13 protein-coding genes are annotated in these 14,824 nt (G+C 60.3%); 3 read left to right on the top strand and 10 right to left on the bottom strand.

Annotated features, from left to right (window positions below; genetic code table 11):
• On the top strand, nucleotides 1-448 hold a 448-nt coding region (locus tag QZ501_RS06255), incomplete at its 5' end, for an MBL fold metallo-hydrolase (protein ID WP_295718078.1).
• Between the two features lie 60 nt (nucleotides 449-508).
• Nucleotides 509-1,135, top strand: coding sequence for a peroxiredoxin (locus tag QZ501_RS06250; RefSeq protein WP_160897836.1), 627 nt, complete (start codon nucleotides 509-511; stop codon nucleotides 1,133-1,135).
• A gap of 68 nt (nucleotides 1,136-1,203) precedes the next feature.
• Here the strand turns inward: QZ501_RS06250 and cydC are convergent, their stop codons facing one another.
• From cydC to QZ501_RS06205, 9 genes are all read right to left on the bottom strand, one after another.
• Entirely contained in the window at nucleotides 1,204-2,871 is a 1,668-nt protein-coding gene (gene cydC / locus QZ501_RS06245) for a thiol reductant ABC exporter subunit CydC (protein WP_295718075.1), read from the bottom strand.
• Complete coding sequence (cydD, locus tag QZ501_RS06240; protein WP_295718073.1) at nucleotides 2,864-4,537, bottom strand: thiol reductant ABC exporter subunit CydD; 1,674 nt, start codon at nucleotides 4,535-4,537, stop codon at nucleotides 2,864-2,866. The genes cydC and cydD overlap by 8 nt, the downstream gene beginning before the upstream one ends.
• The gene (gene cydB / locus QZ501_RS06235; protein ID WP_160897833.1) at nucleotides 4,521-5,522 is read right to left on the bottom strand and encodes a cytochrome d ubiquinol oxidase subunit II; all 1,002 of its coding nucleotides are present in this window, start codon (nucleotides 5,520-5,522) and stop codon (nucleotides 4,521-4,523) included. Before cydB ends, cydD begins: the two co-directional genes overlap by 17 nt.
• Nucleotides 5,522-6,934 (bottom strand): cytochrome ubiquinol oxidase subunit I, encoded by a 1,413-nt coding sequence (locus QZ501_RS06230; protein WP_151440994.1) that lies wholly within the window; start codon nucleotides 6,932-6,934, stop codon nucleotides 5,522-5,524. Before QZ501_RS06230 ends, cydB begins: the two co-directional genes overlap by 1 nt.
• A gap of 74 nt (nucleotides 6,935-7,008) precedes the next feature.
• On the bottom strand, nucleotides 7,009-8,739 hold the full coding sequence (sulP, locus tag QZ501_RS06225) for a sulfate permease (RefSeq protein ID WP_160897832.1): 1,731 nt from the start codon (nucleotides 8,737-8,739) through the stop codon (nucleotides 7,009-7,011).
• Nucleotides 8,736-10,025 (bottom strand): FAD/NAD(P)-binding oxidoreductase, encoded by a 1,290-nt coding sequence (locus QZ501_RS06220; RefSeq protein ID WP_151440992.1) that lies wholly within the window; start codon nucleotides 10,023-10,025, stop codon nucleotides 8,736-8,738. The genes sulP and QZ501_RS06220 overlap by 4 nt, the downstream gene beginning before the upstream one ends.
• 23 nt (nucleotides 10,026-10,048) lie before the next feature.
• Nucleotides 10,049-10,489 carry a TIGR01244 family sulfur transferase gene (locus QZ501_RS06215; RefSeq protein WP_151440991.1) on the bottom strand — a complete coding sequence of 147 codons (441 nt, stop codon included), beginning with the start codon at nucleotides 10,487-10,489 and terminating at the stop codon, nucleotides 10,049-10,051.
• Between the two features lie 15 nt (nucleotides 10,490-10,504).
• Entirely contained in the window at nucleotides 10,505-11,416 is a 912-nt protein-coding gene (locus QZ501_RS06210) for an MBL fold metallo-hydrolase (protein ID WP_151440990.1), read from the bottom strand.
• Nucleotides 11,417-11,561: 145 nt separating this feature from the next.
• Nucleotides 11,562-12,188: a peroxiredoxin gene (locus QZ501_RS06205; RefSeq protein WP_160897831.1), complete on the bottom strand. Its 627-nt coding sequence runs from the start codon at nucleotides 12,186-12,188 to the stop codon at nucleotides 11,562-11,564.
• A gap of 208 nt (nucleotides 12,189-12,396) precedes the next feature.
• Here QZ501_RS06205 and QZ501_RS06200 point away from each other — a divergent pair, with 208 nt between their 5' ends.
• Nucleotides 12,397-13,443: a PA0069 family radical SAM protein gene (locus tag QZ501_RS06200; RefSeq protein ID WP_295718068.1), complete on the top strand. Its 1,047-nt coding sequence runs from the start codon at nucleotides 12,397-12,399 to the stop codon at nucleotides 13,441-13,443.
• On the opposite strand, the gene QZ501_RS06195 is transcribed toward QZ501_RS06200, so the two are convergent.
• A complete protein-coding gene (locus tag QZ501_RS06195) occupies nucleotides 13,440-14,750 on the bottom strand; it encodes a carboxylate--amine ligase (protein WP_151440987.1) in 1,311 nt (436 codons plus the stop codon). The genes QZ501_RS06200 and QZ501_RS06195 overlap by 4 nt on opposite strands.
• Nucleotides 14,751-14,824 lie beyond the last annotated feature (74 nt).

Here is a 14,824-nt window from a genome sequence, read left to right as displayed (position 1 = left end):
TCTGCACCCCCCGGGCCATACCCCCGCGTGCCTGACGTATGTCATCGGCGATGCCGCCTTTGTTGGCGACACCCTCTTTGCCCCTGACGCCGGTACCGCGCGCTGTGATTTCCCGGGGGGAGACGCGCATACCATGTACCACTCAGTCCAGAAGGTGTTGGCTCTGCCACCAGAAACACGCATCTTCCTCTGCCATGACTATAAGGCTCCGGGTCGTGATGAATTTGTCCACGAGACAACCGTTGCCGAACAGCGTGAACGCAACATCCATGTCCGCGAAGGCATCAAAGAGGATGAGTTCGTGAAAATGAGAACCGAGCGTGACGCGACACTGAACATGCCGCGCCTGATCCTGCCCTCAGTCCAGGTCAACATGAGAGCCGGCGAGATGCCGCCCGCTGAGGACAATGGTCAGGTGTACCTCAAGGTCCCCGTCAATCGCTTCTGACTCATAACCATTGGCCAGTCACACTGATAGTAACCAAGAGATCAAGGGAGAAACCGACCTATGGCACTTCGACTTGGCGACACAGCGCCGAACTTTTCCGCCGAAAGCACTAAAGGCACAATCAACTTCCATGACTGGATCGGCGATTCCTGGGTATTTTTCTTCAGTCATCCAGCTGACTTCACGCCGGTATGCACCACGGAAATGGGCCGAACCGCTCAGCTCGCGGAGCAGTTTGCCGAACGCAATGTGAAACCACTGGGGCTTTCCACGGACACCGCGGAAGAGCATCTCAAATGGATTGAGGATGTCGACGACACCCAGTCCTGTAGCCTGGACTTCCCCATCCTGGCGGACGCCGACTGCTCAATCGCCCAGCTGTACGACATGATACATCCCGGTGAAAGCGAAACGGCGGCTGTAAGAAGCGTTTTCATCATCGATCCGAACAAGAAAATCCGCCTGACGATGACCTACCCAATGACTGTAGGGCGGAATTTCGATGAGATACTTCGTGCCATTGATGCCCTGCAGACAAGTGACGCAAAAAGCTGTGCGTTGCCAGCAGACTGGCGGAAAGGTGATGAGTGCATCATTCCGCCCTCTATCACCGATGAGCAGGCGAAGGAAATGTTTCCTGAAGGCTGGCGCGAGCTGCGCCCGTATCTGCGCATGACCAAGGTCTGATCATTCCTGTTCGCATTATGGCGGTCCCTGAGGGGGCCGCCGATATGGCCTTTAAATAGCTCTTTCCGTTACATAGCCCTTCCTGCCGTCAGAGAAATGACCCTATCCGCCTCAATAAAGGGCATTGAGTCGTGCAGCATAAGCACAACGCTGCAACCGCTGAGCCAGGGCTGAATGCCTTTCCAGACCCGCTTCGCTGTCGCCTCATCAAGCCCCGTGAAAGGCTCATCAAGAATGACGATCGGCGCCGAGCGCAGCAGCACGCGCGCCAGCGCAAGACGTCGCCCCTCACCGCCGGAGAGCTGCCCTCCCCCTTCACCAACAGGCGTCTCAAGACCACGATCAAGTGACGCCACCAGCGGCGCCAGGTCTACCGCTTCAAGAACCCGCCAAAGCCGGCTTTCACTCGCATCGGCATCTCCCACCCGGAGGTTGGCGGCTACCGATTCATTGAAAAGATGAGCATCCTGGGTCAGCAAGCTGATGCGCTCACGCCACTCGCTGAGCGAAAACAGGGCGCCGTCATTACCATTGACCATCACCTGCCCATCGTCTGGTGATGTCAGGCGGGCCGCCAATGAAGCCAAAGTGGACTTACCACTGCCTGACGCTCCCGTTATAACCAGCCGCTCTCCCGGTGAGACCGAGAGACTGAAATCCTCGAAAACGACCGGCGCACCGCGGGCAACACGGATATGGGACCAGGTCAGCGTGGGATTTTCAGGCAAACCAACCTCCGACGGTTGGCCTGATGAGTCTGGCTGGGAACCGTCCTGAGTGTTGAGGCGTTCGGCAGCCGCTTCCGTCGCTCCCCAGCGCATGAACGCCCTGGGCAGCGGCAGGAACCCTTCAGACAATGCCATGATAACCAGAGGAATAAGGACCATCACGGCCCCCGAGATCTGGCCCGCCTGCCAGGCCTGGGACGCGAACAGCAGCAGGGCCGCCACCAGCAGGTGGATCACCAGCGTATTCAGCGCCTGCCCACTGATGGCCGAGGTCTCCTGCTGCATCTGACGGTATCGCTGGGCGTTGTCCTCACCCAGCAGATCATTCTGGTCGCGTGACAGCAGTCCCGCTGCGGACAACTCTGCCATCCCTTCAAGTTCGGTCAGGGCGTGACTGCGCAGCCGCTCCGCGGCTTCCATTTCCGCTGCACCATGCCGCCGCGTCCACCAGGCCATGCCCAGCGTCACCACGCCAAGCCAGGGCACGAGCACAGCCAGCACCACCAGTGACAGCGCCGGGGCAAACACAGCAATCAGCCCGGCTGCCCCCAGGCTTCCTGCAAGCGCTACCAATGGCGGCGCGATCTGACGCAGGTAGAGATTGTCGAGCGTGTCCACGTCGCTGACCAGCCTGTTCAGAAAGGCCGCCGATCCCAAACGCTTAGCGCTGTATGCCTCGGCCCTGAGCAGTTTGCGGAAAAGCTCCACCCGGATATCCGCCAGCAGCCGGAGTACCACATCGTGATTGACCAGACGCTCAAAATAGCGGCTCGCCGTGCGCGCCAGCGCAAAGAACCGGATTCCCCCTCCCGGCGCATAGAGGTTCAGGCTGGCATTGAGCCCGGCGGCCCAGGCCAGTGCGGTAATGGCGGTGGCGGTAATGAACCAGCCAGAGAGAGCGAGAAGTCCCAGACCCGCCATCAACGTTGCGGCCATCAACACAAGACCCACTGCCAACTGCCGGCGATGACGCTGGAGCAGGCCCAGCCAGGGTCGGAGTTCACGCATGATGAGTGCTCCCCAATGCCAGATGCTGGTCTCCCAGCGCGCGCAGCGCCGGCTGATGGGAGGCAATCACACAAAGGCGCTGCCCCCCTATGATCCCTCTCACCCCTTCAATCACCTCAGCCTCGGTTGCTTCATCGAGCCCAGCTGTCGGCTCATCCAGCAGCATCACTGTGGACGAGGTGAGGAAAAGACGAGCCAGAGCCAGACGCCGCGCCTGACCGCCTGAAAGGCCCAGGCCCCCCTCGCCGATCCGGGTTGAAAGCCCCTCAGGAAGCCCATCCAGGACAGACCTGAGCCCTACCCGGTCGATCGCCTCCTGCATCGCCCCTTCGCTCGCCTCTGGCGCGGTCAGCCTCAGGTTCTGACGCCAGCTCCCGGGCACCAGCCAGGGCCTCTGCCCCATCCAGCCCACCGGCATCGATCCCGGCGATTGCCCGCGGATTCTGGCCTCTCCCTGTGAGGGCGCCATGAATCCCGCCAGAACCGCCAGCAACGTGGACTTCCCGCAGCCTGAGGGCCCCGTCACAATAAGCGTCTGCCCGGATGGAAGCTCGAAATCCAGATCACTCAGCACCTCACGCCCATTCGGATAGCGCACGCCCAGTCCAGACACCCGGATGCCTGAGCTGTCAGGCTCCTGGCGTTGTGCTTGCGCCGCCTGCGGGACCAGACTGTCGCTGGCAACCAATCTCGCACTCAGGTGAGCCGCTGCCCCCAATGCGGCGGCCCTGTCGTGGTAGTACTGTGACAGCAGCCTGAGCGGCTGAAAGAACTCTGGAGCCAGGAGAAGCACAAAGAGCCCGCTGAACAGGCTCATTTCGTCTGCCGGTCCGAAAGAAATCATCCCCAGCAGCGCGAAGCCGACATAGATCGCAACCGCGGCAATTGCCACGGACGCAAAAAACTCCAGGACCGCGGAGGAAAGGAAAGCGACCCGTAAGGTCGCCATGTTCAATCGCCGGTAATGATCAGTCGCAGCCGCAACATCCTCCACCGCATCCGCGCTGCGACCGAAAAGCTGCAGGGTCGTCATTCCACGGATACGATCCAGGAAGTGACCGGAGAGACGCGCAAGGGATTCGTAGTGGCGCTGGTTCACACGCTCCGCACCCATCCCGATCAAGGCCATGAACAGTGGGATCAGCGGCGCTGCCGCCAGCAGGAACAGCGCCGCCAACCAGTCCTGAACCGCGACCACGCTGAGAATAATGAAGGGAACGATAACCGCCAGGATCATCTGGGGAAGGAAGCGGGCGTAGTAGCCATCGAGCGAGTCAACCTGCTCAGTCCACTCACTGGACAGCCTGCCGGAATCGCAGCTACTGAGGCCAACTGGCCCCGCACTGGCCCAGGCATTCAGAAGTGCCCGGCGCACCTGACGCCGCACCCGGTGACTGGCCTGCAGACCGGCCATCTCCTGACCCCACTGCCCAATGCTGCGCACGACCACTGCCAGCGCCAGTGCGGCACCAGTGGCGACAAGGGTTACCGGCTGGTCGTGGACGATAAGACGATCCACGAACCAGGCCATCAAACGGAGCTGAACCACCATGGCCAGCGCCTGTACAACGCCCGCGATGACCCCCAGCGCAAGATACCCTCTGGCATCCCGCGCCCATTGGCTCAGCCATCGCGCGCCGGCGCGTGGATCAGTGGTAGCCGTCACCGGCCCTCACCTTGCCCCGGAAAACCCAGTACGTCCATGCGGTGTAGGTGAGCACAATCGGAATCACGAACAGCAGTCCCAGAAGCAGGAACAGCTGTGACTCCCAGGCTGATGCCGCGTCATAGAGCGTGATTTCAGGGGGGACAACATAAGGCCACTTGCTGACCAGAAGCCCGAGATAGGTGAAGACGAATAATCCCATGGTCGCGACAAACGGCGAGCCCTCGCGCTTGTGCGTAACCCCGTGCCAGATCCGCCAGGCGAAGAACAGTGCCAGCGCCGGAAGCACCCAGATCAGGTGCAGGTTTGAGAACCAGCGTTCATAGACAGCTTCATCCACGAACGGAGTCCAGAGGCTGATAACGCCAAACACGGCCAGCACGATCATAAGCAGAGGCCGGGCCATACGCCGGGCCCAGGCCTGCGTCGTGCCTTCGGTCTTCATAATGGTCCAGGTGCTGCCGAGCAGCGCGTATCCGGCTACCAGGCCCAGACCTGTCAGCAAGGTAAAGGGTGTAACGAAGTCCAGAGGCCCACCGACGTAGACACCGTTGGCCGTATTGATCCCTTCAATGTACTTGCCAACCACCATGCCCTGGGCAAAGGCCGCCAGAGTTGAGCCCCCCGCGAAGGCAATATTCCACAGATAACGCGAGCGGTTGGCCTTGAACCGGAACTCAAAGGCAATGCCCCGGAAAATAAGCCCTGACAGCATCAGGAAAACGCCCAGGTAAAGCGCCGGCAGCATGATCGAGTAGACCATCGGGAACGCCGCCAGAAGACCGGCCCCTCCCAGCACCAGCCAGGTTTCGTTGCCGTCCCATACCGGCGCAACCGAGTTCATCATCAGGTCACGGGACTCTTCATCCGGTGCCAGCGGAAACAGGATGCCAACCCCAAGGTCAAAGCCATCCATCAGGACATACATGATCACGCCAAACGCGATGATTCCGGCCCAGATCAGTGTCAGGTCAAACGGTTCCATCAGGCGCGCCCTCCTTCGTGTTCAAGCGGCACATGGGCAGCGGAAAACGGTCGTTTCGCCCGTTCCACTTCTTCTTGATCAAGATCGCTGTCGTGACCGGCATCCTCGACACCGCTTTCAAACAGCCGTCCGAGGTAGTAGAGCCCGGAGGTGAAGACCAGGGCGTAGACAACGATGTAACCGATAAGCGTGAACAGTGCCATGCCACCGGTCAGGGAGGGCGTTACCCCCTCTGCCTGTGTCATCTGACCATAAACCAACCAGGGTGCGCGGCCGATTTCGGTGACAAACCAGCCCGCGAGCACAGCCACAAAGGGTGCTACGCCCATCGGAACAAGCCCTTTGAGGAACCAGCGACTGCGCCAGTAGCGGCCTCCGGGACGCAACAGGAGACCAGCGATTGCGAACGCGATCATCAGCATGCCAAGACCAACCATGACACGGAACGACCAGAAGACGATCGCGACCGGCGGCTGCTCCTCTCTAGGCACCGCAGAAACACCGGGGACAACGCCGTCAGTGTCGTGCTTCAGGATCAGGCTCGCGAGGCCGGGGATTCCGACCTCCCAGTGATTGGTCTGTGCCTGCTGGTCCGGCCAGGCGAACAGAAGCAGCGGGACGTTGGACGAGGTCTCCCAGTTGCCTTCCATCGCCGCCACCTTAGTGGGCTGGTGCTTGAGGGTGTTGAGACCATGAAGGTCCCCGACCCACAGCTGAGCGGGCGCGATCACCAGAAGAAGCCAGAGACACATGGACAATGCACGCCGGTTGGCTTCAACCTCGCGCCCTTTCAGGAGGAACCAGGCACTGAGGGACGCCACCACAAACCCGCCCGTCAGGAATGACGCCAGCCCCATATGGGTAAACCGGTACCAGAATGACGGATTGAATATTGCCTCACTCCAGGAAACGACCTGGTGCATGCCGTTTTCCATCACGGTTCCCGCCGGGGTATGCATCCAACTGTTCGCGGAAAGAATCCAGAATGATGAGATGAAGGTGCCGATGGCCACCATGAACGAGGCAAACAGATAGATACCGGCCGGCACCCGGTCACGCCCGAAAAGAAGGATCCCGAGGAACGCAGCCTCAAGGAAAAATGCCGTCACCACCTCATAACTCAGAACGGGTCCGAGAAAGTTGGCCGTAGCCTGGGAGAAGTTGCTCCAGTTCGTCCCGAACTGGAACGACATGACAATCCCCGAGACCACCCCCATACCGAAGACCACGGCGAAGACCTTGATCCAGAACTTTGACAGGCGCGTGTACAGCGGATTGCCCGATGCGTAGGCACATGTCTCAAGAAATGCGATGAACGAAGCCAACCCGATCGTGAACACCGGGAATATGGCGTGGAATGACACCACGAAAGCAAACTGTATGCGTGACAGAAGAACGGGATCGAGATCCATAAAGCCTCCGCAAGGACGGGATCACAGTGGTTATCGATTTCAATTTTGGCGATCGTGCAGCCAGGAAACAAAGGTCAAACAGACTTTCCAGCTCCGCCATCACCCCCAAGGGCCTGCCAGGCCTCATAGGTGCTCAGGAAAATGCGTCCGCTGAGCTCATGGGGGAGATCGGAGTTCTTGAGCCTGTCCATGACCGGCCCCTTGACTTCCGCCAGATGCAGGCGCACGCCGGCATCGCTGAGCCGGCTGTTGATCGCCTCCAGGCTCTCCAGCGCGGAGGCGTCAATGATGTTGACTGCCTGGCAGGTCAACACCAGATCACGCAGTTCCGGGCGCCGGGCAACCAGTTCCAGAACTGTGTCTTCAAGGTAGCGGGCATTGGCGAAATACAGGCTCTCATCGACCCGCAGCAGCGCCAGATGGCGGTCCGTCTCCACATTATGGCGCTCAACGTTGCGAAAATGCTCGGTTCCAGGAACGCGCCCCACCACGGCACTATGGGGTTGGCTCGTGCGGTACAGATGCAGCCCCAGCGAGAGCGCCACACCGGTCAGAATGCCGCTCTCGACACCGTGGAACAGTGTCAGCGCCAGCGTCGCCACCATCGCTACGCCATCCACTCGGGAATAGGCCCATGTGCGGCGGATGGCGGGCAGATCGATCAGGGTACCTACCGCGACGATAATGGTCGCCGCCAGCGTTGCCTTGGGCAGGAAAGCCAGTGGTGTGGTTAGCAGCAGCGTGGACAGCGCAATACCCAGCGCGGTGAGGGCACCGGCCAGAGGCGTGACAGCCCCAGCGTCAAAATTCACTACCGAGCGGGAGAAGCCTCCCGAAACGGGTGAACCACCGCTGACCCCAGCACCGATATTGGCAACACCCAGGGCGATCAGCTCCTGATTCGGATCGATCCGCTGACGCCGTTTGGCTGCCAGGGTCTGCGCTACTGATACCGACTCGACGAACCCGACCAGGCTGATCAGTACCGCGGCCGGAAGCAGCGTGGACCAGAGCTCACCATCGAGGCTCGGCATCGCCAGAGAAGGCAGGCCGCTGGGGACCTTTCCGACCAGCTCCACGCCCTGAGCCTTGAGATTGAACCCCCAGGCAAGGAGCGTCGTCACGATTACCGCCGAGACCGGAGCAGCTTTGGCCATCAGATCCGGGGCCTGACCTGGCAGACCCAGCTTCTGCAGGCCAGTTCGCAGGTGACGCCGGCACAGCACCAGATAGAGCCAGGCACCGCCACCAATCAACAGAGTCAGACCGCTGATGTTGTCCATCCCCTGCCACAGGGCCGGCACGAGTTGAACCAGGTTATGTCCGGAGGCCTCGACACCAAAAATATGGCGCAGCTGGCTTGCCGCTATAAGGATTCCAGAGGCGGTTACGAATCCCGAAATCACCGGATGGCTGAGAAAGTTGGCAAGAAACCCAAGCCGCAGAATCCCCATACCGACCAGAATCAGGCCGGAAAGAGCCGCGAGCACCAGGGCGCCAGCCACATACTCCGGTGTCCCAGCCTCGGCGATGCTGCCAAGCGCCGCGGCAGTCATCAGTGAAGCCACCGCCACCGGTCCGACCGCCAGCGTCGCGGATGTGCCGAGCAGCGCGTAAAGCACCAGCGGCAGCATACTGGCATACAACCCCACCTCCGGTGGCAGCCCCGCCAGCATGGCGTATGCCAGTGCCTGAGGCACCAGCATCAGGGTGACGATCACAGCTGCTATGGCATCACGCAGGAAGGTATCGCGCCCGTAGCCGCGCAGCCAGCCCGCCAGCGGCAGCCATCGTTCCAGATTCATGCCTTATCAGCTCCCAGTGAGGTTGGGGTCGTGTCCCGCCGTTCCGGACGTGCCAGCCACTCGTGACCTTTGAGTGACAACTGCCAGTAAATCCAGGGCAGCTGCCCAGCCTTCAGCCACCAGGCGAGGCGGGTGGGTTTCGTACCGTCATTGATCCATTTCGGAAAAGTCGGCTGAAGCTCACCGCCATAGCCAAACTCCGCCAGCACAATGCGCCCGCGCTCGACCGTCAACGGACAGGACCCATAGCCCAGATAGGCTGCCGGCAGTGGATCCCCGCTGAAGGTAGCCAGAAGGTTCTCGGCGACAACCGGTGCCTGCTTGCGCACCGCCGCGGCTGTCTTGGCGTTGGGCGTGCCGCTGGCATCTCCCAGACCGAAGATGGCCGGGTAGTGGCGATGCTGGAGGGTCTCCGAATCAAGATCCAGCCATCCCCCGTCATTGCCCAGGCCCGACTCGGCGATGAATCGGGGCGCTTTCTGGGGCGGCACGGTGTGCAGCATGTCAAAACGCCGCTCCACCATGTGCTCTCCATCATCGCCAGCCACCGCGAATTGCGCGGTCCGGGACGGACCATCTACGGCCACAAGGCGATTCTGGAACTGGGTATGGATGCCGTAGCGCTCCACATAGCGCTCCAGCGCGGGAACATAATCCTGAACGCCAAACAGCTTATCGCCGGCGTTGCAGAAGTGCACATCAATGTCACCCAACCGACCCTGGCGCTGCCAGTAATGGCAGGACAGGTACATGGCCTTCTGCGGTGCACCGGCGCACTTGATCGGCATCGGAGGCTGTGAGAACAGGGCCGTCCCCTTTTTCAGCGACTGCACCAGTGACCAGGTGTAGGGCGCCAGGTCATAGCGGTAGTTGGAGGTGACCCCATTGCAGCCAAGCGTGCCACTGAGCCCCTCGATCGCATCCCAGTCCAGATCCAGCCCGGGCGCGACAATCAGCCGCCGCCAACCGAGGACACGACCATCTCCCAGCGTCACCTGACGATGCTGCGGCTCAACGCGGCTGGCGCTGGTGCGGTACCAGCTGACATCCCGCGGCATCACGCTCGCCATCGGCCTACGAGTGGACTCGGGAGAGAAGACGCCTCCTCCGACCATCGTCCATCCCGGCTGGTAGCTGTGTACCTCCGAAGGTTCAACAATGGCGATATCCAGACTGCGCTGGCGCTTGAGCAGACTGGCGGCAACGGAGATTCCCGCTGCCCCGCCACCGATGATCACGATCTGGTGGGTCGTTGTAGGCGCCGGCGTTGCGGTGTGATCACTCATGGGATGTCTCCAGTTGGTTCACGTCATTCCGGATCGGGGCTACCCCCGGCCGGCTCCAGCAGTGGACGCAGGGTCTCGGGGTCATGCCCCAGAGCCCGCATGCGCTCCAGTACCGTCTCGGGCTGCTCGCCGTCATGGCGGATTCGGGCAAGTGCCCAGAGATGGATGGAACGCCGCCCACTGCGACAGAAGATGAGAAGCGGGCGCGGCAGGGTTTCAAGTGCCTCGTGAAAGGCGGCCACGTCGGCATCCGAGTACTCACCGGTGGCCACCGGGATGCAGGTCCAGGAAAGCCCCAGACTCTGCGCTTTCTGCGCAAGGGCCTGCTCATCATGATCGGCAGACTCAGCAGGCCGCCGGTTGCAGATCAGCGCCTGAAACCCCTGCTGTTGCGCATTCTCCAGGTCTTCAGCAGTCATGGCGCCGGAAAGTCCGACACCATCTTCAACCTGTTGGATCGTCATTGCTGCAACCTCCGTTCAATTACCCCAGGCCGCGCCAGAGAGGGTGTCCAGGGGAATCTTGATGTAGCGCCGACCATTGTCTTCCGGCTCCGGGAGACGACCACCGCGGGTATTGACCTGAAGCGCGTGCAGGATCAGCTTCGGCATTGGCAGCTGGCTATCGCGCTCGTTGCGCATGGCCACATAGGCTTCCCGATTCTGATCCACCAGGTGCTTGTTGCTGCGACGCTGCTCGCCCACCGTGCTTTCCCACTCAGGTTCACGGCCATCAGGCATGTAATCATGGCCCGTGAAGACCCTTGTCTCTTCCGGCAGTGCCAGGATGGCCTGGATGGACTCCCAGAGCTGTTCGGCGCTGCCGCCAGGGAAATCCGCCCGCGCTGTACCAAAGTCAGGCTGGAACAGGGTGTCGTGAACAAAGGCGGCATCGCCGATCACATAGGTGATGGATGCCAGCGTATGGCCTGGCGAGAACATCACCTCCGCTTCCATCTCACCCACGGTGAAACGGTCACCTTCACTGAACAGGCGGTCCCACTGACTGCCATCAGTCGCCAGGTCCGGGAAGTTGTAGATGTCTTTCCACAGCGCCTGCACGGCGGTTACCTCGCTGCCAATCGCCGTTGGCGCGCCGGTTTTGCCCTTCAGGTACTGGGCGGCGGAGAAATGGTCGGCGTGCGGATGGGTATCCAGAATCCATTCAACCGTCAGACCCTGGTCCGCCACGTATTCCAGGATCTCATCCGCGTGATGGGTCCCCGTCGCGCCCGATTTCTCGTCGTAATCGAGCACCGGATCAATGATGGCGCACTGGCTGGTTGCGGGATCGGAAACCACGTACTGAATGCTGAAAGTCCGCGGGTCGTAGAACCCGGCCACATCCGGCTTGCCGGCGCCTGTGCTGCTGGAACGCTCGAACGTTTTCATGTCGGCCTCCAAAGGAATCGTGAGCTTAATGAATTTTTAGCTATTTGGTTATAACGTTAATACCAAATGACATATAAAGCAATGGGGCGTGATTATCGGGACCATCCCCGGACGCTATCGCAGCACCAGGGATGGCCTACCGCCCTCAGAGTTTCGCCATACGCAGATAGGGCCGCAGCTCCTCCCACCCGTTCGGGAAGAGCTCACTGGCCCGCTCGTTTGGAATCGACGGCGGGATGATCACGTCATCACCCTGATTCCAGTCAGCGGGAAGCGCGCAGGTGCGGTTATCGCTGGTCTGCAGTGCATCGATGGCACGCAGAATCTCATCGAAATTGCGACCCACGGTCATCGGGTAGGTCATGGTCAGACGGATCCGCTTGTCCGGATCGATGATAAAAACACTGCGCACCGCGGCCGTCTCACTCTCGCCCGGATGGATCATGTCGTAGAGCCGCGCGATATTGAAATCCGCATCCGCCAGGATCGGAAAATCAAGCGTGGTGCTCTGCGTGTCATTAACGTCCTCGATCCACTTCAGGTGCTCTTCCGCGGTATCAGTGGAAAGCCCGATGGGTTTCACGCCCCGGCGCTCGAACTGATCGGCCAGCTGCGCGGTCCGCCCCATTTCAGTGGTACATACCGGCGTGAAATCCGCAGGGTGGCTGAAGAGGAAGGCCCAGGAATCGCCAATCCAATCATGGAAGTGGATGGTTCCCTTTGTACTCTCTGCCGTGAAATCCGGCGCTGTATCGCCAAGTCGAAGTGTCATGGTGTTTCCCCTGTGCACTGTGATTACTGATGGTTTCTGGAGAGTCGACGCCGGCTGTCGCTGTCTCCAGTACGCGAATCATAGGGGGAAACTTTTTAATATGCTATGTGAGTATAACGATAGAACTATTAGGTTTTATAAATCGCTCGGAAGTCCCAACCACACCTTTTTCTTGACCTCAAAACTGTCTATTTATACAGTTTTGAGGATGAAGGGACGGGCCAGCCAGACCAATATCCCGCATCGGTTCGAGGCCCGCGTCAGCGAGCCATGGGCCGATGAGGCATCGTCTCCCGAAGCAGAGGGAGCGCCCCCTACCACCATCCAACCGGTGGCAGCGCGCTCGATCATCAGCCGGAATGAATCGCCGGATGTACCCTTCAGCCAGTCCGTAAACCCTTACCAGGGCTGCGAACACGGGTGTATTTACTGCTTTGCCAGGCCTTCCCACGCCTACCAGGATCTGTCACCGGGGCTGGACTTTGAGACCCGAATCCAGGTCAAAACCAACGCGCCCGACAAGCTTAAAGCGGCTCTGGACCACCCCCGCTATAAGCCCACGCCGATTGCTCTGGGCGTCAACACGGACGCCTACCAGCCAGCAGAGAAGAATCACCGGATCACCCGCCAACTGCTGGAGATACTGCTCGAATACCGTCATCCGGTGTCCATCATTACCAAGAGCGGACTGATCCTGCGGGACACAGACCTGCTGTCGGAGATGGCGGCAATGGGGCTGTGCTCCGTGCGGGTCTCGCTGACGACCCTCGACAACCGACTCAAGGGCCAGCTGGAGCCCAGGGCCACAGCAGCGGCCACGCGGTTACGGGTGCTGCGTGAACTCAGTGCTGCTGGTATCCCCACCGGGGTTCTGACCGCCCCCATCATCCCGTTCATCAATGACCACGAAATGGAATCCATGCTCACCGCAGCGGCGGAAAACGGCGCACAGCGCGCCAGCTGGGTGCTGCTGCGCCTACCCTACGAGGTGACGCCGCTGTTCGAGGACTGGCTGCAGCGTCATTACCCGGACCGGGCAACACACGTTATGAACCGTATCCGCGATCTCAGGGGCGGCAATACCAACAGCAGTGAGTGGGGACAACGGATGACGGGCACGGGCGTTCTGGCAGGACTCTATCGGCAGCGGTTCGAGCGTCAGTGCCGTGCGGTGGGGTTGAACGTGCACGAAGAGGAACCGCTGGACACCGGATTGTTCCGGCGCCCAGGCGGTGAGCAGATGGGGCTGTTCTAGACGTAGAAGTGCAGGTCTTCCTGCGCCTTGAGCAGATCCCGCATCGTGATGGGGTCGTCCCCGAAGAAGAAGACCAGCCCCCAGTGTGTGCCGAAGGCTGACCGGTCCGGTACCGTTTCCTCTTTTGGTTCGACCAGTTCGTGAGACTCGAAGTACGGATGTTCCGTGGTCTCTTTGGGCATTTCCAGCCTGCTGACGACACGATGGCGCGGGTAAACACCAAAGCACCCGGCGTAGCCCCTGGCACCTTCCACTTCTTTCGGGAAGAAGTTTTCCACCTCTTCCCTGGTGCTCTTGGGATCGAACACCAGCATGGACGCCTGATAGGCGCTGAACCCGTAAGCCCGCTCAATCAGTTCGAACGCCTTGAACCCGGGTGGACGATAGGCGATCTCACCAAAGTACATTTCGCCATCGGCGGTCACAAAGTACTCCGGGTGGATCAGGCCAAACTGGATATCGAAGGTCTTGATCAGCTTCTCGATCTGCTTGGTGATCGCGTTGCGCCAGCTTTCCAGCTCCTTGGTGGCGGGCACAAAGACCGAATACCCCAGCGTCACGTACTCAGAGATGTTGAGGAACTGGATCTTACCATCGTGGATCCAGGCCTCGACCGCGAACTCCCAGCCATCCAGGTGGCTTTCCATGAGCAGCGGATACTCTTCGTCCGGTATGTGCTCGATCTCTTCAAGCGTGCGGATCATGCGGTGCCCGAGGCAGCCGGCCTTGTCGAAGGCTTTGACGTGAATCGGGTCATCCGGGTCACCGTCAAGCTTGAGCAGCGTCTGGTTAACGCGCTTCATAAAGCGGACGATGTCGTCCTTTTCGTGGGCTTCCTCGAAAATCCCCACGCGTATACCACCCAGCTGGGCGCGGCGCTTCATCAGCGCCTTGTCCCGGAACAGGATGGACTGACCGTACATGCGCGGGTTGTCCATGAGCACTGAGTTGATCGCACCCGACCACTCAACGGTTTCCTCAAACAGGGGTATGGCGACATCAACCCCTTCTTCTTTCAGCCGCTCGGCAATTTCCAGCGAACGGTCGTTCAGACGCTCAAAATCCCAGGAAATGAATGGAATCTTGTTGGCTTCGCAGAAATCAGCGGCCCACTCGGGGGCGACCACGATGTAGCGCCGATCAAACTTCTGGGCGGCTTTAATGGCGTTGACGCTCCAGCCCAGCAGTGCGATGTAGCCCTTATTCGGGTCTTTGGGTGTTTCCGTTCCGCGTACCGAGTCCAGTGTCGGATCAGTCCAGCCGGAAACATCCCGGGTTGTTGTTGGAACTTGTGATTCGCTTGGCATACATTATTCTCCTTTTGCTTTGCGCAAGAAGCTGACGCCAGGATTGGCAGCGCCAGCATTCGACAAGCAGGCTT

Origin of the sequence: uncultured Halovibrio sp. (assembly GCF_913056445.1) — a bacterium.
GTDB lineage: Bacteria > Pseudomonadota > Gammaproteobacteria > Pseudomonadales > Oleiphilaceae > Halospina > Halospina utahensis_B.
Note: the sequence above shows the minus strand (reverse complement) of the source record. Positions and strands in the feature narration are given on the sequence as shown.